This window comes from Novosphingobium sp. NFX11 (assembly GCF_057376415.1).
In genome coordinates, this window is record NZ_CP080385.1 from 49627 (window position 1) to 66951 (window position 17325).

At 62.1% G+C, this 17325-nt stretch carries 19 protein-coding genes; 10 read left to right on the forward strand and 9 right to left on the reverse strand.

The window, feature by feature from the left end:
* Positions 1–7 precede the first annotated feature (7 nt).
* The gene (locus tag KZO24_RS18010) at positions 8–1888 is read left to right on the forward strand and encodes a type IV secretion system DNA-binding domain-containing protein (protein ID WP_486487482.1); all 1881 of its coding nucleotides are present in this window, start codon (positions 8–10) and stop codon (positions 1886–1888) included.
* The gene (gene mobF / locus KZO24_RS18015) at positions 1864–4641 is read left to right on the forward strand and encodes a MobF family relaxase (protein ID WP_486487483.1); all 2778 of its coding nucleotides are present in this window, start codon (positions 1864–1866) and stop codon (positions 4639–4641) included. Before KZO24_RS18010 ends, mobF begins: the two co-directional genes overlap by 25 nt.
* 425 nt (positions 4642–5066) lie before the next feature.
* On the opposite strand, the gene KZO24_RS18020 is transcribed toward mobF, so the two are convergent.
* The 9 genes from KZO24_RS18020 to KZO24_RS18060 all read right to left on the reverse strand — a co-directional run bounded on the left by KZO24_RS18020 (position 5067) and on the right by KZO24_RS18060 (position 9650).
* Positions 5067–5225, reverse strand: coding sequence for a hypothetical protein (locus KZO24_RS18020; protein ID WP_486487484.1), 159 nt, complete (start codon positions 5223–5225; stop codon positions 5067–5069).
* 200 nt (positions 5226–5425) lie between these two features.
* Positions 5426–5788: a hypothetical protein gene (locus KZO24_RS18025; protein ID WP_486487485.1), complete on the reverse strand. Its 363-nt coding sequence runs from the start codon at positions 5786–5788 to the stop codon at positions 5426–5428.
* A 139-nt stretch (positions 5789–5927) separates the two neighbouring features.
* Complete coding sequence (locus tag KZO24_RS18030) at positions 5928–6251, reverse strand: hypothetical protein (RefSeq protein WP_486487486.1); 324 nt, start codon at positions 6249–6251, stop codon at positions 5928–5930.
* A 21-nt stretch (positions 6252–6272) separates the two neighbouring features.
* The gene (locus tag KZO24_RS18035) at positions 6273–6614 is read right to left on the reverse strand and encodes a hypothetical protein (RefSeq protein ID WP_486487487.1); all 342 of its coding nucleotides are present in this window, start codon (positions 6612–6614) and stop codon (positions 6273–6275) included.
* A 46-nt stretch (positions 6615–6660) separates the two neighbouring features.
* The gene (locus tag KZO24_RS18040; protein WP_486487488.1) at positions 6661–6987 is read right to left on the reverse strand and encodes a hypothetical protein; all 327 of its coding nucleotides are present in this window, start codon (positions 6985–6987) and stop codon (positions 6661–6663) included.
* 939 nt (positions 6988–7926) lie between these two features.
* Positions 7927–8331, reverse strand: a complete 405-nt coding sequence (locus KZO24_RS18045; RefSeq protein WP_486487489.1) for a hypothetical protein — start codon at positions 8329–8331, stop codon at positions 7927–7929.
* Positions 8332–8454: 123 nt separating this feature from the next.
* Complete coding sequence (locus KZO24_RS18050) at positions 8455–8808, reverse strand: hypothetical protein (RefSeq protein ID WP_486487490.1); 354 nt, start codon at positions 8806–8808, stop codon at positions 8455–8457.
* 119 nt (positions 8809–8927) lie between these two features.
* Positions 8928–9254: a hypothetical protein gene (locus KZO24_RS18055; RefSeq protein WP_486487491.1), complete on the reverse strand. Its 327-nt coding sequence runs from the start codon at positions 9252–9254 to the stop codon at positions 8928–8930.
* A 45-nt stretch (positions 9255–9299) separates the two neighbouring features.
* Entirely contained in the window at positions 9300–9650 is a 351-nt protein-coding gene (locus KZO24_RS18060) for a TrbC/VirB2 family protein (RefSeq protein ID WP_486487492.1), read from the reverse strand.
* Between the two features lie 160 nt (positions 9651–9810).
* Between KZO24_RS18060 and KZO24_RS18065 the strand changes: the two genes are divergently transcribed.
* The 8 genes from KZO24_RS18065 (at position 9811) to KZO24_RS18100 (ending at position 17087) form a co-directional block, all read left to right on the forward strand.
* Positions 9811–10098, forward strand: a complete 288-nt coding sequence (locus KZO24_RS18065; RefSeq protein ID WP_486487719.1) for a TrbC/VirB2 family protein — start codon at positions 9811–9813, stop codon at positions 10096–10098.
* Positions 10099–10104: 6 nt separating this feature from the next.
* Positions 10105–10392, forward strand: a complete 288-nt coding sequence (locus tag KZO24_RS18070; protein WP_486487493.1) for a VirB3 family type IV secretion system protein — start codon at positions 10105–10107, stop codon at positions 10390–10392.
* Positions 10371–12740 (forward strand): VirB4 family type IV secretion/conjugal transfer ATPase, encoded by a 2370-nt coding sequence (locus KZO24_RS18075; RefSeq protein ID WP_486487494.1) that lies wholly within the window; start codon positions 10371–10373, stop codon positions 12738–12740. The genes KZO24_RS18070 and KZO24_RS18075 overlap by 22 nt, the downstream gene beginning before the upstream one ends.
* Entirely contained in the window at positions 12697–13320 is a 624-nt protein-coding gene (locus KZO24_RS18080; protein ID WP_486487495.1) for a hypothetical protein, read from the forward strand. The genes KZO24_RS18075 and KZO24_RS18080 overlap by 44 nt, the downstream gene beginning before the upstream one ends.
* 84 nt (positions 13321–13404) lie before the next feature.
* On the forward strand, positions 13405–14529 hold the full coding sequence (locus KZO24_RS18085) for a type IV secretion system protein (protein WP_486487496.1): 1125 nt from the start codon (positions 13405–13407) through the stop codon (positions 14527–14529).
* Complete coding sequence (locus KZO24_RS18090; protein ID WP_486487497.1) at positions 14526–15347, forward strand: VirB8 family type IV secretion system protein; 822 nt, start codon at positions 14526–14528, stop codon at positions 15345–15347. The genes KZO24_RS18085 and KZO24_RS18090 overlap by 4 nt, the downstream gene beginning before the upstream one ends.
* A gap of 35 nt (positions 15348–15382) precedes the next feature.
* Positions 15383–16033: a TrbG/VirB9 family P-type conjugative transfer protein gene (locus KZO24_RS18095; RefSeq protein WP_486487498.1), complete on the forward strand. Its 651-nt coding sequence runs from the start codon at positions 15383–15385 to the stop codon at positions 16031–16033.
* Positions 16026–17087, forward strand: a complete 1062-nt coding sequence (locus tag KZO24_RS18100) for a TraB/TrbI/VirB10 family type IV secretion system protein (protein WP_486487499.1) — start codon at positions 16026–16028, stop codon at positions 17085–17087. Before KZO24_RS18095 ends, KZO24_RS18100 begins: the two co-directional genes overlap by 8 nt.
* Positions 17088–17325: the final 238 nt, after the last annotated feature.

A 17325-nucleotide genomic window follows, 5' to 3' on the forward strand; every position in this document is an offset into this window, starting at 1 on the left:
CTGATCGATGACGCCCCGCGCAGAAATCCTCTCGCGCGGTCAGGCGAGCCAGAACCGGATCTGGGCTGGCATCAACGCCCGGGCCCAGGTGGCGTCGATCCTAATTCTGGTGTGTGCCGGTGTGGGCGCCTTTGCGGGATGGAAGACGGCGCCCGACCTCACCCGGCGCGGGGCCAGCCTTTATCTCAAGGTTCAGGGACGTGAGCTGCTCGATCCGTTTGGCCGCAACCTCCAGACATATGAGGCGCGCGCCCGGGTTGCGGTACGTGATGAGATCCTTGCTCCCCAGAGCCCGGCCACCCGTGCCTTCAAGCGTCTGCTGTGGCGGATGGGGATCTGTGCGGTGCTGTGCGGGATCGCCATTGGCGTACCGCTGTACCGCTGGCGCCGCCGGGCCTGGCTGGCGGAAGGCGAGCGCGCCGGCCGCGACCGGACGGTGCGCGGCGCTGAGCGGGTGGATGCAAAGACGCTTGCGCGCATGGTCGCAGTTGGCAGTGGAACACATCCGGTGACGATCGGCGGGGTGCCGGTCCCTGAGAGTGAGGAGGCGCGGCACTTCCTGTTCGCCGGTGCGACGGGTACCGGCAAGACGACCGCGATATGGGCGCTGCTCGATGAGGTGGAACGGCGCGGCCAGCATGCGTTCGTCCATGATGTCGATGGCGGCTATGTCGCGCGCTACTACCGTCCTGAACGGGGCGACCTGATCCTCAATCCCTTCGATGAGCGGTGCGCCTACTGGAACCCTTTTGATGACGTGCGCTCCGCCTCCGATGCCGACCGGCTGGCAGGGTTCATTGTCCCAAAACCAGGAGGCAACGCTACTGGCGATGATGTCTGGTACGATCAGGCCCGGCTTGTCGCCGCTGCGGTGATCCGGCGCCTGTGGGAGCAGGGCAGGGGCAGTGTCGGCGAACTGGTCTATGCCCTTCGCGACATGGCCCCCGATCAATTGGCGACCCTGACGCGCGGGACAGAAGCATCGCGGGTATTCCAGAAGGATGCTGACAAGGCGACCGCGAGCGTGTTGTTCTGCCTCGCCGAAGCGGCGAAGATCGTAGGCTCTTTGAAGCGGACGCCGGGGGATGGACCCCGCCTCAGCTTCGACGACTTCTATCAGCGCCTGCCGCACATCGAAGGCGCCAAGCCCTGGATATTCCTGGCTTCGCGCAAGCGCAATTTTGCCGCGGCAAAACCGCTGCTGGGGTGCTGGCTGGACTGCGCCGTCGCCGCGATCCTGGACCGGCCGATCCGCGGCGCGCCCCGGGCGTGGCTGATCCTCGACGAATTGCCGGCGCTGCCGCGCGCATCGGGGCTGCTGAGCTTGCTCCCTGAGGGGCGCAAGTTTGGGGCAGCGGTGGTGATCGCCTTCCAGGCGATCGGTCAGCTTCGTGAAACCTACGGCCAGCATGCCACAGGCACGATCGTCGGTCAGACCGGCACGCAGCTTGTCATGCGTCTCGGCGATCCGGAGAGTACCAGATGGGCCACCGAGCTGCTGGGGCGGTCGGAGATCGAGGAACATCGCTCGAGCGCGTCACTCGACAGCGACGCCATGAGCGACAAGGGTTCGCTCTCGACCTTACGGCAGACCAAGCAGATCGTGCTCGACAGCGAGATCGGTCACTTGCCGCCGCTGACCGGCTTTCTGCGCTTGTCGGGCTTGCCGATCGCGCGCGTTGAGATCAGCCGTGCGCATATGGAGCGGCCCGATATCGCGGAGGCTACCGTGCCTTTGGGAACTGCGACGGTATCGGTACAGGTGCCGGCGTCGGAGCCGAAGCTGGCGCCGACATCATCACCTGCTTCTGCGGCAGCGATGCCGGACCCAAACGAGGACCGCACCGCCGGGGAGCGCTGTAAGTGGTTGCCAGCGTCGCAGCTCTGAAGAGCGCCGCGCAGGCTTCCAGCTACTACGAAGCTGACGACTATTATTCGGAAGGCGGCGAGGCACCGAGCGCCTGGTTCGGCGAGGGTGCCAAGGCGCTGGGGCTGATCGGCGAAGTGGCCCGCGCCGCCTTCAAAAGCGGCCTCGAAGGCGACCTGCCCAATGGCCGGCAGCTTGGCACCATCCGCAACGGCGAGCGTGAGCATCGGCCGGGCTGGGATGTGACCTTCTCTGCGCCCAAGTCGGTATCGATCATGGCCGAGGTCGCCGGTGACCGGCGCCTCATCGGCGCCCACGACAAGGCGGTGCGGACGGCCCTCGATTATATCGAGCGGCACGGCGCTGCGACCCGGGTTCGTGAAGGCGGCGAAATCAAGACGGTCGAGACCGGCAAACTGGCGGTGGCGACCTTCCGCCACAATACCAGCCGTGCACAGGATCCCCAGCTTCACACCCATGCTGTGATCCTGAATGCCACGCAGGACAAGGCGGGGATATGGCGTAGTCTGGAAAGCCTCTCGTTCTTCCGCATCTACAAGGATGCGGGCGCGATCTACCGGCAGGCGCTGGCGCAGGAGGCGCGCCAGCTCGGTTATGCGCTGCGGGAGGCCAAGGGCTCGATGTTCGAGCTGGCAGCCGTTCCCGAGGCGGCGATCCGGCAGTTCAGCGCGCGGGGTAATCAGGTGGAAGCCGCATTGGCCGAGCGCGGCAAGACCCGGGCCAACGCGACCGCTGCCGAGAAGGCGACGCTGACGCTGGCCACCCGTCAGGCAAAGGAAGAGACCCCGCGCGAGGCGCTGGTGCCGGGCTGGCAGGCCCAGGCCGACGCGGCCGGGTTCGGCGAGGCCGAGCGCATCGCGGCGATCGCAGATGCGGAGAGCCGCGCGGCAAAGGATGGGCCACGCGGACTGGCGGAGACGGGTAGGGCGGAGGTCGCCGCTACGCTGGCCGTAGCTGCCGCGGCGCGTCATTTGTCGGAGCGTGAGGCGGTGTTCGGGGCCGCCGCGCTGGAAGCGCGCGCGGGCGAACACGCGGGTGGTAGAGCGAGCGCGGCCGAGATTGCTGCAGCTGTCGGTAGGGCGCGAGCAGGTGGTGAACTGGTTGCACGCGAACGCGGGGCGGCGGGGCAGGGCTTCACGACGCGGGAGGCAGTGGCGACCGAACGGCGCATGCTGGCAATCGAGCATGGCGGGCGGGATGCAGCCGCAGCGCCGCATTCGCGGCAGGACGCTGCCCGGATTGTCACCACAGCCGCCTTCTTCGCAGAGGCGCAAGGGTACAAGTGGACGCAGGGGCAGCAGTCCGCGACTGTCGGTCTCCTGGCCGGTCACGACCGTGTCGCCGGTGTGCAGGGCTATGCTGGCACCGCCAAGACCACCACGGTGCTCGCGACCTATGCGGAAGGGATGCGCAGTGCGGGGTATCAGGTGCGCGCCTTTGCGCCCACGGCCGCGGCGGCAGCCGTGCTGGGTGGCGCGATTGGCACGAAGGGCGATACGGTCGCCAAGGCGGTGCTGACCGGCGATACGCTCGTGGCCGAGGCAGGCAAGGCCCGCGAAGTCTGGATTATCGACGAGGCCTCGATGGTCGGTGCGCGCGACATGGCGCGCCTGCTCGGCATGGCCGAGCGCGCGGATGCGCGGGTGGTGCTGGTGGGTGATGTAAAGCAGCTTGGCAGTGTCGAGGCCGGTAGGGCGTTCGGTCAGCTTCAGGACGCAGGCATGCGGACCTTCGTGCTCGACAAGATCGTGCGCCAGCAGAACGACCTGACGCGCGAAGCGGTACAGGCGACGATCGCTGGCGACGGTAGGCGGGCGCTCGAGGCGCTGGATCGCGGTGGCGGGCGTGTCGCCGAGTTTGCTGATGTTGACGACAGGCGGGTTGCGATGGCCCGAGACTATGCCGCATTGTCTGTCCGGGAGCGTGAGCGCACGCTGGTCATGGATACGACGCGCGAGGGGCGCGAGCTACTGACGCAGGCTATTCGGGCTGAGCTGCGTAAGGACGGCACAATCCGGGGTGAGACCGTCACCGTGGCGACGTTGGAGAGCAAGGGGCTGACCCGGGAGGAGGCGCGCCACGCGCGCGGGTACGAGATTGGCGATGTGGTGACGTTCCGGCGTGACTATGTACGTCATGGCATCGAGAAGGGGCAGGCGTACCGGGTCGCGCGCGTCGACGGCGACCTTAACCGGATCGCGCTTCACGACCAGCAGGGGCGGGCGATCGAGTGGCGTCTCGACAAGTGGGGACGGGGGCAGGCGGAGGCCTTCAGTGGGGTGCAGCGTGAATTCTCGGCAGGCGACCGGGTGCAGTTTACCCGCAACGATCGTCAGGCCGGCCGGGTGAATGGTGCCACTGCGGCAGTGGTGGGTATCGATACCGAGACTCGTACTTTGACCGCCCTAGACGCCCGCGGCCGCGAGCATACCTTGTCGCTGGACAATACCGGTGACCGGCACATCCGGCACGGTTGGGTTGGCACCGTGCATGGCAGCCAGGGCGCGACAGCGGATCGGTCGATGACGCATCTGGAGAGCTTCAGGGCGAATACCGTGGATGCAAGGTCCGCCTATGTGGCGATCAGCCGGGCGCGGCAGCACGCCGCAATCTATACTGACAGCAAGGAGAAGCTTGCCGATGCGATCGAGAGCAGAAGCGGGGAACGGCATAGTGCGATCGCATCATCACGCGGGGCAGAGTTGGTCGACGGCGACAGGCCTGCGGAGAGCCGCGGAATGGGGATCGGATGACATAGCGCGTCCTCAATTAGCGAGTTCCCATTAACAATAGCCTCGAGAAGAACACGATAAGATCGGCCATCGGCCACTTCCGCTACTTCGTAAGGGCAAAACAATTCGTGTTGCGGTTTTAGGGAGCCGCCGGGAGACGCGATCGCGTCCTTGAGGTGTTCGAATTTAAAAAAGGCAAGTGGCAATTCGGAGCAAGATCGAGGTGTGTCGGACGGACTTCAACGAGACCCAACCTCACACATCCATGGCGTTTATGACCCCGGCCGATGAAGCGCCGGACCTCTCATTCTCGCCGGTGGCGGAACTGGGACAGGGTCAATATCAACCGCGAGATTCTCGTTATGAGCGAGGATCGTTGGAGGGGGCAGGTCAGTACCTATAGCGGTGCAAACCTATTTCCCCGGCAGCATGCACGAAACGGTTCATCAATTTGCTATCAGGGCGATGGTGGATATCGCCATCTCTGTTCCCCCGCACATCGACGCGCTTGAATATTCTACCTCGACGTTCTGGCTGGCGCTCAATGCCGTCATAGCAACCGCCATGATACCTTCTGAACCTGCACCTGCGGCGATCCGAAGCATGAGTAGACCGCCAGAGGGAGTTTTCACCGACACATATCGGCAAGTATTGTCCGCGCGTCCTTCCACGCGGATAACTTTCCCCGTAGCCGTGGTAGCGTCCGCGGGTGCGATAGTACCCAAGGCCATTAGGCTACAAGCGAGAAGCGCAGTTTTTTTCATATATATATCATCCTTTTTGTGATCGATGTGCGGTAAGCCGGCTAAAACAGGTACATGCCGACAAAGTCCATCCGGCCAAATTCATTACAGTTTGCGCTATTGGCTGCGTATCGAATGATGACCTTTCTCGAGCCTGCCAGCGCGGTCAGGCCCATTGCCAGAACGGACTCTTTGTTGGGATCATTCGGAAGCACGACGGCAGCGCCGCCCCCAACAAGATGCAGCCAGATATACCCAGCATCACCTGACCAAATTTTCTCGATCTTCGCTTCGCATTCGGTGAAGGCTTGTGCCGGGTGCGCTCCTGCGCAAAGGCCGAAGATGCCAACTAGGGCAGCAGCTTGGCAACGGAGAGAGCGGGCATTCCATTTACTGGTCACCGTGGAGGTGTGATTATCCGCCATTTAATGTATGTCTTTCATTTGCTTCTGGTGCTTTCGCAAAGAAGTTGTTACGAGATGCGGTTCAGTCGGTCACTGCTCGCGGTTCGCGCACCCAGCGGATTTTGCGATAACATTCGCAATCAGATGGGTTGCAGAGGTATTACTGAAGATAAAAGCTCTTGATTTGGCAGTTTCCGGAATTGGTCTCGTAGAAAATGCCGACTGCCTTCAAGCCCATTTTGGCGCTGAGAATCATTGCATAAAACCGGCTCTTTTCTTCTTCCTTTGTCGTCGACGGGAAGGACAATCGCCCATTTGCGCAGTTTGACCCCGTAAACCATGCTACCAGTCCTGGGCCATCGGTGTAATTTTCCAGTCGCCAATTTGTGGGTACTGCTTCGATGTTAGCATCGGCATACGCTGCTGAGCCGTAGATTGAGAAAAATATGGCCAAGCCGAGCACGGGTGAGCTGCGAAAGCGCATTAGATATACTCCAGGCTCTTATTAAACGCCGTTTCTAACGGCTATGATCTTAGGTATGCCATCAAGGCAACCATTAATGGTAACGTAGACCCGCCGCTGTGTACTTTGCGCCTGCAGGAGCATGGACTGCACCAATTGTGCGCGAGGACTGCTGTCAGGCATGATGTACCAATCACTCCGGCCACAGCTCTCTGGATCGACCATTTGCTGGTCCAATTTGACAAGAACGCCGCTATGCCCCTCGTAGTGTTGCAGGGTCAGAACTAGTCCATTGACGTCTGTGTTCGATGCGGCCGTTGCCGTCCCGGCAGAGACCGCCATGATGACCGAGGCCAAAATACACTTCATGAACTTTCCGGACATTGTTCGTTCCACATCTTATGATGACAAGGGGTGCGCATAGTCGATCTCACTGGCCGTCCCGCACGCTTATCGCCGTTTCGTGATCAGGAGCCTGACTGCAGGATCCGGTCCCATTCACCCGCACGCGTTTGCCAATAGCCTGGGCGCTTATCAGGTAGGCAAACATCGCCTGGCCAGCCGGCGTCGTAACGTTAAAGGTTAGGCGGTCCCAGATGGCGCATGGAGGCCGGTTCGTTACGGGCCCGCCTACGGCAAAGACGGCGCTGGTGCCATCGATCTGTAAATCTGTGATCATACCCGGGCCTCGTTCGCTGGCGTACGCGGCTGTGGGTGTGACGGTGATCATAGCTGCCACAGCAATCTTCAGCTTCATTGATGCGGCTCCTCGCCCGTTCATGCCATATCATTTGCGATCTGGCAGAGAGGAGCCGGCCATCCTCTCCGCGCCGTCTGAAGTGTGCGTATTGCGCCTTCTGTCCGACCTGGCGAAAGGATGGACAATCCGCGGCCCAAGCGGAAACTCGCTCACTCCGGGAGAGTGATGGAATATACTATCGGCGCCGTGTAGCCCCAAGGTGTCGTGGTACATCCGCTTAACCATAAGCTGACTGGCCTGTGCGAAGATTTCGACGTCAAGGCAGCGGCAAACATGCGCTCTGTCACACCCGAGGCTTCGACGAGCTTAAGTCGCTGGGTGGATCCGCAGTTGTCCGGGTTCGTCGTGGAGGCAACCTCGAGCCAAGTTCCGCTGGGTTCAACCACAATGGTCTTTATACTGGTATTGCCGCTAGAGCCGTCCGCCAACGCAGCACTTCCATGGGCCAGTGCCAACGACAGAACGATTAGTTTAACGCATCTCATCGCTTGTTTTCCTTAGCCGCTTATTATCAGACTGTGTTCATTGATAATGACTGACGAACGCCCCGCCGCTCAGTGTGGCAAGTGCAATCAATCTTCGATCTGAAAGGATTCAACCGTTTCAGTATCTGCCCACACCGAGCAGCTTCCGGTTCCTTTAACCGTAATGCGTTTGCCGGTGGTGTACGCTGTAAGTAGTCCTGCTATCATCGCCTGCCCTTGTGAGGTTGCGGAATTGATAACCCAACGATTGGCGGCGGTCGCGCACGACGGCGCAGACGTGCGTGCGCTGCTCATATTAAAGAAGAAGCCGCCGGTGTGAGGCAATACTACGGTTATTTGCCCCAGAGATGACGCTCCCGCTTGCGCCGGGAATGCGGATAGAACTGCGAACGCGAGGGACATGGGAGGCAAGCAATGTCCAAACTTCATATTAACTCTTTCATTGTGGGGGTCAGTCGCCGATGACGATCCGATTGACCTTGCAACTCGACACACCCCAACCCCAGAAATCGCTGCTTGACGTAGCGACATCGAAATCGATCTGAACCGGCTGCCGGCTCATCTGCGCAGAAAGGAGAAGAGCCATCCCCTTTTGCCCATCAAGCTTTCCGTCCGTCGCCAAATAAAAGATGCTGAACCCGTTGAGCGTACAGCTAGCCGGGACACCCGACGGCGTACCGGTCACGCGGAACCACACCTGATCGTTGCCGCTCGAGGAATTGCCGGTCATGACATTGCGGACAGCAGGGATGGTAGCGCTGGCAGCCTCGGCGGGGCTACCGAACGAGCCTGCCCAGGAGGCCGTGAAGGCTAATAGGGAGAGAAACAGGCGGCGGCTCGATCCATAAGCGTGCATTAGCGTATCCTCGTAATTCCTGGCGCTTGGCAGCATTGCCGGATCAAGCGCTTGATAACTTCGACCGCCACTCCCCGGCGTTTCGCGATGCCCTGTCGGCAAATGGCGAGCGGGTTCGACGTTTCAGGTGAGGTAGACCCCGATCAAGTCTGCTCTTGCTGTTGCGGTACAGGCTACCCCGTCGGCTGCGTAACGAACGATCATCTCTCGTTGCGCGATAAGGGCGGTGGTCGCGGCGGCGAGGGTGCCTTCCCGGTCAGGGGCAGTCGACGCAAGATAGCCCGACCCGCCATTGGTGTAATCGAGCCAGACATTGCCCTCGCCCACATAGACTCGCTGGATGCGCACGGTGCACTCCGTGTAGGCTTGCGCTTCGCAGGACACTGTCAATCCCGCTGTGGCTGTGCCCATGAGGACGCCGAATTTACCAGCGGCAAATACCCTCCGTGCGGCGTTGAATATTGAGTTCGGTTGCATGTCAATTTTTCTCCATGATGGGGCGGACTAATCGCGAGGCCGGAGTGCAAATCGCGGAATGCCGCTAGAGATGGTACGCTTGTAAAGAGGAGAACTGAGCGTTTTGCCCGCGCAAGTAGTTATTCGACGGTTATATAAGCGATTTCCTCGCGGGTCGTACTTTGAGCCGAGCACGCTCCGGTACCGGTGATGGTGATGGGTTTGTTGTTGAATTTTGCCGTAATAAATACCGAAAGGATGGACATGTCCTTGAACGCCCACATTCCATCGGTTGCACAAGCAGGGGCAGTGGTGCGTGTTCCGCTGAGGGCGACAGCTTTTGGCGCTGCGTCATTGTTAGCGACGGCAAGAAGGGTAACCGTGCCCGTTTGCTGGCTTGCAAACGCGGTGCTGCTGGACAACAGAACGCTTAGCGCCGCGGATACGACGAAATATTGTGCGTGCATTTTTCGTCCAGGATACATTCTCGATCTTTCGCGGTGGCTAAGATTTCACATTGGCAGGGAGGCGCCCGCGTATGGATCTGCGGACTGCTGGCGCTGTGCGTCACGCGCCGCCTCAGTCGCGAGCGTCGGCGGGGGCGGCACGTAGATCGCTGTTGGAGCAGGCATCGATCGATCGCCAATGGTGGCAAGACCTGCGGCAATGGACGGTGCGCCGAACAGGATGAAGGCGCCCAGCGTCACGCGCACGGCGGAGCGAAGGGAGAGCCGCCCCGAGAGCGCTGCAAACCCGAGTCCTGCAAAAGCGATGACGGCCAGCGCCTGCGCGAGCGATCCTGTCAGCAGCAATTGCACCCATAACAGTGCCGACGCCAAGGCGTCGCCGTCCGTGTTTCCCATGAAGAAGCCCCCTTCAGGGTTATGCTAACGCAGGCCGATGCGGCTTTGCACTTAAAATATTGCAAGGCGCTGGAAAAACCCTGGCGGCTATGCCAGCAAAGGGATGGGCACTCACGTGCGTGAGTAATTGAATAGGGGGTTTGTCGTGCGCCGTTTGGGTATGGCTTTGGCGATGTCGCTTGTCGGCATCGGCCAGGCAAAGGCTGCCGATTACGGCGATCCGCAAGGATCGGGCGTGATCGTGGGCGCGGTCGACTGGTTGCAAGGTACGCTGATGGGGACGGTCGCGACGACAGCGGCCGTGATCGCGGTGGCTGCCGTGGGCTTCATGATGCTGACCGGCCGGGTCAATTGGCGCTACGGCGCGATGGTGATCCTGGGCTGCTTCGTGCTGTTCGGCGCTGCGAGTATCGTTGCGGGCATTCGTGCTACCGCTGGCGGTTTCTAGTCTGCGATGAGTAGCCCGCTGCACACGGATGTCGTTTTCACCGCGCTGACCCGGCCGCAGATGTTCGCGGGCGTGACCTATTCGTTCTTCATCGCCAACGGCGTCATTGCGGCCGAGTTCTTCCTGATCTTCAAGTCGTTCTGGGTGATCGCACTGGCGCTCGGCATCCACGCAGCGGGCATGATCGCCTGCCTTCGTGAGCCGCGTATCTTCGATCTGTGGATCGTGCGCGTCAGCCGTTGCCCCAGGGTGCGCAATCACAAGCTGTGGCAATGCAACTCCTACCAGCCCTGACCAGCGATCCAGAGGTCATCGCTCGTGAACAGAGCAGCGGCGCGCATCTGCCTTATGCCCGCCATCTCGACGATGTGACGATCGAGACCCGGGATGGCCTGCTCATGCAGACCATCCGGCTTTCCGGCTTTCTATTCGAGACCGCCGATAGCGACGAACTCAATTACCGCAGCGAACTGCGTGATGCGATGCTGCGCACGATCGGCAACTCGCAGTTCGCGATTTATCACCATATGATGCGCCGGAAGGCCGCGGCGACGGTCGATGCGTCGTTCCCCGATGCCTTCTCGCAGCGCCTCGACGCGCGCTGGCGGGGGCGCCTGGCGCAGCGCCAGATGTACGTGAACGACCTGCTCCTGACGATCGTGCGCCGCCCGCTGCAAGGGCGTTTGGGGCTCGCCGATAGAATTCGTGCCGTTCTCAAGCCGGCAGGCGAAGCGGCGGCCGCAACGGCTGCAAATAAGCGCGCGCTCGATGCCGCGCGTGAAGCGCTGCTCGCGGCCCTTGGCAGCTATGGCGCGACGACCTTAAGCGTCTATCAGACCGAGCTTGGCTATCGCTCCGAACCACTCGAGTTCCTGTCCTACCTGTTCAACGCCGAGATGCGCCCCGTCGGTCTCCCGCACGGTGATCTGGGCATGCACCTGCCTTCGCGGCGGATCAGCTTCGGGCAGGATGCCTTCGAACTCGCGCCCGCAGGCCACCTGCCGCGCCAGTTCGGCGCGGTCATCTCGATCAAGGACTATCCCGGCCAGACGCTGCCCGGCATGTTCGACGATCTCTACCGCATGCCCTTCGAAATGATGGTCAGCCAATCGTTCGGCTTCGTCGATCGCGGCGCGGCGCTGGGCAAGATGAACCTGGCGCTGCGGCGCATGCGCTCGGCGGAGGACGAGGCGCTATCGCTGCGCGACGAACTGGCGCGCGCCAAGGACGAAGTAGCGGCCGGACGCGCAGCCTTTGGCGAACATCATGCGACGATTACGCTTCATGCCGAGAGCCAGCACCTCCTTAATGCGCAGGTCGCCGAGGTAACGGCTGCTCTGGGCGATCTTGGCATCAACGGCGTGCGCGAGGATATAGCTCTCGAGCCGGCGTTCTGGGCGCAGTTCCCCGGAAACTTCAAATATATTGGCAGACGGGCACTGGTCTCCTCGCGCAACTTTGCCGGGCTGGCGAGTCTGCACAACTTCCCTGTCGGCAAGGCGAGCGGCAACCACTGGGGCGAGGCCGTCACGCTGTTCGAGACGACGGCGGCAGGGCCTTACTTCTTCAACTTCCACCATCATGATCTGGGCAACTTCACGATCATCGGTCCCTCGGGATCGGGCAAAACGGTCGTGCTCAACTTCCTGCTGGCACAGGCGCGCAAGTTCGCTCCGCGCATCGTGTTCTTTGACAAGGATCGCGGCGCCGAACTCTTCATCCGCGCGATGGGCGGGCAGTACGATCGCCTGCGTCCCGGCGCGCCGTCAGGCCTCAATCCGCTCCAACTTGCCGATACGCCCGCCAACCGCCAGTTCCTCGCCGACTGGCTGGCGCTCCTGGCTGGCGGTCTGAGCGCGGAGGAAGCTGAACTCGTCAATGACGCGATCGATGCGAACTTCGGGCAGATCGTCTCGCATCGCCGTCTGCGTCATCTTGTCGAACTGTTCCGAGGGGCCAGCCGCCCGCATGCAGGCGACCTCTATTCGCGCATGCGGCCATGGTGGGGCGAGGGCGAGCGGGCCTGGCTCTTTGACAACGAAGCCGATCTCACCGACCTTAGTGCCGAGACGGTCGGTTTTGATATGACCGCGATCCTAGATGATCCGCAGGCGCGCACGCCGGCGCTGCTCTACTTCTTCCACCGGGTCGAGGAGCGCCTCGATGGGACGCCTGCGATCATCGTTGTCGACGAAGGTTGGAAGGCGCTCGACGACGATGTCTTCGTGCGGCGCATCAAGGACTGGGAGAAGACCATCCGCAAGCGCAACGGGATCGTCGGCTTTGCCACGCAAAGCGCGCAGGATGCGCTAGAGAGCCGGATCGCGAGCGCCATCATCGAACAAGCGGCAACGCAGATTTTCATGATCAATCCCAAGGCGCGGCCCGAGGATTATATCGACGGCTTTGGCCTCACGTCCCATGAGTTCGAACTGGTGCGCACCTTGCCGGACAATGCGCACTGTTTCCTTATCAAGCACGGGCACGACAGCGTCGTCGCCCGGCTCAACCTGTCGCGTGAGAAGGACCTGTTGACCATCCTCTCGGGGCGCGAGGCGACTGTGCGGCTGTTCGACGAGATCGTCACCGAGACGGGCGATGAGCCTGCCGACTGGCTCGAACCGCTCCTGGCGAGGGCATGACTGCGATGGCCGAACAGAAATGGTGCTCGGGTTTCGTCGCAATCGGGGCGGTCGATTCATGAGGAATGTTTTGATTTTGGTGGCTGCCGTATTCGCTGGAGTACCGGCACCGGCTTTTTCCGCTACGACGAACGACTACACATATGATGCTCTCGGACGTCTGAGAAGCGCCTGCCAATCTCAAACGGGAAGCAGTTTCTTTACCCGTTATAATCTCGATGCTGCGGGTAACCGGATCATGGTCGAGGCTGCGGATCAGGCCTTTACTCTGTCGGGTGGGAGTGAATTGCGCTCTGGTGACGGGCGTTTCATCTTCACGATGCAGACCGACGGTAATTTGGTCCTTTATGGTCCAACTGGCTCGATGTGGTCCAGCAACACTTATGGTAATTTGAATACATTCCTTGCATTTCAAAATGACGGAAATCTCGTGCTCTATAAGAGCGACGGATCAGGTTCCATCTGGAACTCAGCCACGCAATCGAATTGTGCAAGGCTTGTTGTGCAAGACGATGGCAACGTAGTGATCTACAGTTCCGCAGGCATTCCGATCTGGTCGACGAACACCGGTGGGCACTGACAATTTTTCTGACGATCCAACAGCAAAGCACAATTTATGAATTGCCCGGCGCTTAGAACAGGTCAGGACTTTCTTGCCGGCACTTTGGCGCATATCGACTGCCAGGCGCAGTCGATCGGCAGCTTTGGCTGGGCTGGGCTCGCTGATCCGGGATCGCCCGTGTCGCTGGCGATAACCAGTGCCCTCACGATCTTCGTTGCGATTTTCGGTGTCCGGGTGATGCTGGGCTATCCGATCGGAATGCGCGACGGCGTGGCCGCGCTGCTCAAGGTCGGCATCGTCCTAACCCTTGCGGCAAGCTGGCCCGCGTGGCGGGTGCTGGGCTACGACCTGTTCCTCGATGGGCCGGCGCAATTGACCCATGCGATTGGCGCCGCCGCAGGCCTGCCCGGGAGCGCGGGTGACCTGGTATCGCGGCTGCAGACGGTCGATGAGGGCATCGCCGCGCTTAACCTCGTCGGCACTGGCCGGCTCGGCGTGGCCCAGGGCGACTGGTTCGAACTGGGCTTTGCGCGCATCGCCTACCTCGTCGGCACGTTGGGGCCGATGGCGCTGCTGCGCATTGCCACAGGCTTCCTGATCGCGATCGCCCCGCTGATGGGCGGGCTGCTGCTGTTTGCCGGCACTGCCTCGCTGTTCGAGGGATGGCTGCGCGCCTTGGTGGCGACATTCCTCGGCGCCATTCTCACCTCGCTTGTCCTCAGCGTCGAATTGTCACTTTTGGAACCCTGGCTGCAGGAGGTGCTGGACCAGCGCTCCGCGCAGCAGGCGACACTCGATGCACCCGTGGAACTACTGGTGATGAGCCTGGCATTCATGCTTATCTCCCTCGGCGCGCTGGTGCTTGTGGCGAAGCTGTGCTTCCATCCGGTGAACGCCAGGGCTGGGATCGAACGCTCGGAGGCAAAGCCCGAGGCAACTGAGCGACCGGCGCGCAGTGCAGCGGCGCCGTCTGCTGTAGTCACGAGCGAAGGCGCGGCAAGGGCGGTGACGGTGGCGAATGCCCTAACCGAAAACATCCGGCGCGAAGCGCGGCTTGGCGATGTGCTGCGCGGAGGTGAGGGCGCCCGCGCTTCAGGCGCCTCGCCTACGACAACCGGTCACCACCTAGCCGCTCACGGCGCGAGCGGAAATGCCCTTGGCAATAGCTGGCGCAGGCCTGCCGCGCGCGTCTCGCGCGCGGCGCAGCGCCGGGATGGAAGTCGATGAACGATATGAGCGACAAGACCTTGAAGCGCTATTACGAAGAGGCGGGAAGCTGGGCCGCCGATCGCAATCGCAGCGCATCGCGTTCGCGCAAGATCGCCTGGACCGTGGCCGGCATCGCCACAGGCGTGGCGCTCCTCGAGGCGATCGCATTGGCCGCCCTTGCGCCTCTCAAGACGGTGGTGCCATATACGGTGCTCGTCGATCGCCAGACCGGCAATGTCCAGGCGCTGAGCCCGCTCGGCAAGCAGGACGTCACCCCCGACGATGCGCTGGTACGCTCGCTGCTCGCGCAATACGTGACAAGCCGGGAGAGCTTCGAGATCAATGCGCTACGCGCCGACTATCGCAAGGTGGCGCTGTGGTCCGTAGGCGAAGCGCGCGATCGCTACCTTGCAGGCATGCAGGCGAGCAATCCGCAAAGCCCGCTCGCGACGATGCCGCGCGGCGCGGTGCGGGCCACGCAGGTGCTCAGCATCTCCTCGCTCAGCCCCACGACGGCTCTGGTGCGCTTCACCACGACCCGCAGCGATCCCGGCGCGCAGGCCGGAACGCCTGAGTACTGGGCTGCCGTCATCAACTATCGTTTTGCCACGAGCGCGATGAGCGCTGACGATCGCCTGCTCAACCCGCTTGGCTTCCAGGTCACCCGATACCGCAAGGATGCTGAGGTGGTGCCACCGCCTGAGGCACAGGTTCCAGAAGGGCAGCCGGTTCCCGGGCAGGCGCCGCTCCAAAACTCAGCTGAGCCCCAGCGTCAGCCTCAAGCCGCCCCGGCTGCATCGCCGCCGCGCCGCCAGTCCCCGGTCCGCCAGCCATGAAGACAGTGGCAGTAGCAGGATTGCTTGCGCTATCTATGGCAGGCAGCGCGATGGCGCAGGATGCCAGAGCCGACCCGAGGATCCTCTCGCTCTCCTCAGCTAGCAGCGGCACGCTTTACGTGCGCACCGCGCCCGACATGGTGCAGACCTTTCTGTTTGCCCCAGGTACGCGCATCACCGCGGTTGAACTCAGCGATCCGCGCGCCTTCTACGTCGTCGTCTCGGGAACCGCCGACAGTTTGACCCTTCGCGGAGCCAGGCTTGGCGGCAATGCAGTGATGACGGTGACGACCACTGCGCGGGCGTATGAGTTCTCGCTGGGGCCAAGCCAGGGCGATGAGGCGCCGCGCATCATTCGGCTCGTCCCACCGATGCAGAGCACGCCTTTCATGATGCCGCCCGCATCGGGCGACCAACAGCCGGCGAGCTACAAGGTTACCGGGGAGCGCGCGCTGCGCCCGAAGAGCATCCGCGACGATGGCCGCAAGACCTTCATCGAGTGGGCGAGCGATCAGGCGATTCCGGCGACCTTTGCCCTAGGCCCCACCGGTGAAGAACAGATGATCGACGGCTACATGCGCGGCGGATTGTACACGCTCGACCGGGTCTACGATGAGCTGATCTTCCGGATCGACCGTAAGGCTGCGAACGCACGGCGCCTTGAAGGGGAGAAGTCTGGTGGTTGAGCAAAATCTTTCACCAGCGACCAACGATATCCGTCCGCAGGTCACGCTGCGCAAAGGCAATGTGGCGGTCTGGGTCTTTGCCTTGGCACTCGTTGCTGCCGGCGGTGGCATTTTCTATGGCTTGCAGATGCGGCGCATTGGTCTCACCGAGGAGCCGCTGGTGCCACAGACGCAAATCAGCGGCATGATCGCCTCGCCGCCGCCGCTCGTCATTCCGCAGAACCTCGTGCGCCGGCCAATGGAAGCGGGAACCGATGGCTATCGGGCCGCACCGCCGCCGATGGTATCTGGAGGCCAGCCTCAAGCCTATCCGCAGATGCGGCAGAGCACTTCGGCGCCCGTGTTGCAGAGCCCTGCGCCGCCTTCCAGTTACCCAATTGCCGGTACATCGCCGGCGCCAGCGCAGATGGCGCCCGAGGGCGTGGTGTTTCAGCCCTCCTCGTCGTCCGGTCCCTCGCCTTCGGGCAAGGCAGACGAGAGCGCCAATGCCGGCGTTGGCCGTACCCGATCGAGCCGGTTGCAGGATCCGTCTGCGACCGTGCCGCAGGGTAGCGTCATTCAGGCCGTGATGGAAACCGCGCTCGATTCCACGCGGGCCGGATCTGCGCGCGCAATCATCTCACGAGACGTGATGAGCTTCGATGGCAGCCGCGTGCTGATCCCGCGTGGCAGCAAGCTGGTGGGCGAGTACAAGGCCGACGTCAGCCTCGGGCAAAAGCGCGCGCTGGTGCAGTGGCATCGCATGACGCTGCCTGACGGCGCGATTATCGATGTGGATTCTCCCGCCGCCGATCCGCTTGGGCGCGCCGGGGTCAAAGGCAAGGTCAACACCCACTTTTTTGAGCGCTTCAGTGGGGCGATCCTGCAGTCTGTGCTTGATGTTGGCGTAAGGGCAGCGACCAGTGAAGCCACCAACAACACCGTGATCATCGGCACGCCGACGTCGACGCAGACGGCTCTCTCCACACAGCAGAACAGCATCCAGCCCACGCTCAAGATCCGGCAGGGCGCCAGCGTCACCGTGTTCGTGGCCAAGGATCTGGTGTTTTCATGAAGACGGCAACTGCCTTTACCACACTGCAAGGACGAAACGACGTCTATCTCGGTTCGTGCCTTGCGCCACTAGCGGCCTACCTTTCCGCGCCCAACATAACCGACATCTACATCAACCGACCAGGTGAGGTATGGGTCGAGGCGCTAGGGCAGCCGCCTAAGCGACACGAAGCACCGGAGTTGAGCGCGAGCCTTCTCGATCGGCTCGCCCGCCAGGTCGCCGCACTCAATGCGCAAGG

Bases quoted from the DNA above. Each gene is read 5' to 3' on its own strand.
- KZO24_RS18010 (WP_486487482.1), top strand. From the start codon at position 8: ATGACGCCCCGCGCAGAAATCCTCTCGCGCGGTCAGGCGAGCCAGAAC.
- KZO24_RS18020 (WP_486487484.1), bottom strand. From the start codon at position 5,225: ATGCTTCGGATCGCCGCAGGTGCAGGTTCAGAAGGTATCATGGCGGTT.
- KZO24_RS18025 (WP_486487485.1), bottom strand. From the start codon at position 5,788: ATGGCGGATAATCACACCTCCACGGTGACCAGTAAATGGAATGCCCGC.
- KZO24_RS18030 (WP_486487486.1), bottom strand. From the start codon at position 6,251: ATGCGCTTTCGCAGCTCACCCGTGCTCGGCTTGGCCATATTTTTCTCA.
- KZO24_RS18035 (WP_486487487.1), bottom strand. From the start codon at position 6,614: ATGTCCGGAAAGTTCATGAAGTGTATTTTGGCCTCGGTCATCATGGCG.
- KZO24_RS18040 (WP_486487488.1), bottom strand. From the start codon at position 6,987: ATGAAGCTGAAGATTGCTGTGGCAGCTATGATCACCGTCACACCCACA.
- KZO24_RS18045 (WP_486487489.1), bottom strand. From the start codon at position 8,331: ATGCACGCTTATGGATCGAGCCGCCGCCTGTTTCTCTCCCTATTAGCC.
- KZO24_RS18050 (WP_486487490.1), bottom strand. From the start codon at position 8,808: ATGCAACCGAACTCAATATTCAACGCCGCACGGAGGGTATTTGCCGCT.
- KZO24_RS18055 (WP_486487491.1), bottom strand. From the start codon at position 9,254: ATGCACGCACAATATTTCGTCGTATCCGCGGCGCTAAGCGTTCTGTTG.
- KZO24_RS18060 (WP_486487492.1), bottom strand. From the start codon at position 9,650: ATGGGAAACACGGACGGCGACGCCTTGGCGTCGGCACTGTTATGGGTG.
- KZO24_RS18065 (WP_486487719.1), top strand. From the start codon at position 9,811: ATGGCTTTGGCGATGTCGCTTGTCGGCATCGGCCAGGCAAAGGCTGCC.
- KZO24_RS18070 (WP_486487493.1), top strand. From the start codon at position 10,105: ATGAGTAGCCCGCTGCACACGGATGTCGTTTTCACCGCGCTGACCCGG.
- KZO24_RS18075 (WP_486487494.1), top strand. From the start codon at position 10,371: ATGCAACTCCTACCAGCCCTGACCAGCGATCCAGAGGTCATCGCTCGT.
- KZO24_RS18080 (WP_486487495.1), top strand. From the start codon at position 12,697: ATGAGCCTGCCGACTGGCTCGAACCGCTCCTGGCGAGGGCATGACTGC.
- KZO24_RS18090 (WP_486487497.1), top strand. From the start codon at position 14,526: ATGAACGATATGAGCGACAAGACCTTGAAGCGCTATTACGAAGAGGCG.
- KZO24_RS18095 (WP_486487498.1), top strand. From the start codon at position 15,383: ATGGCAGGCAGCGCGATGGCGCAGGATGCCAGAGCCGACCCGAGGATC.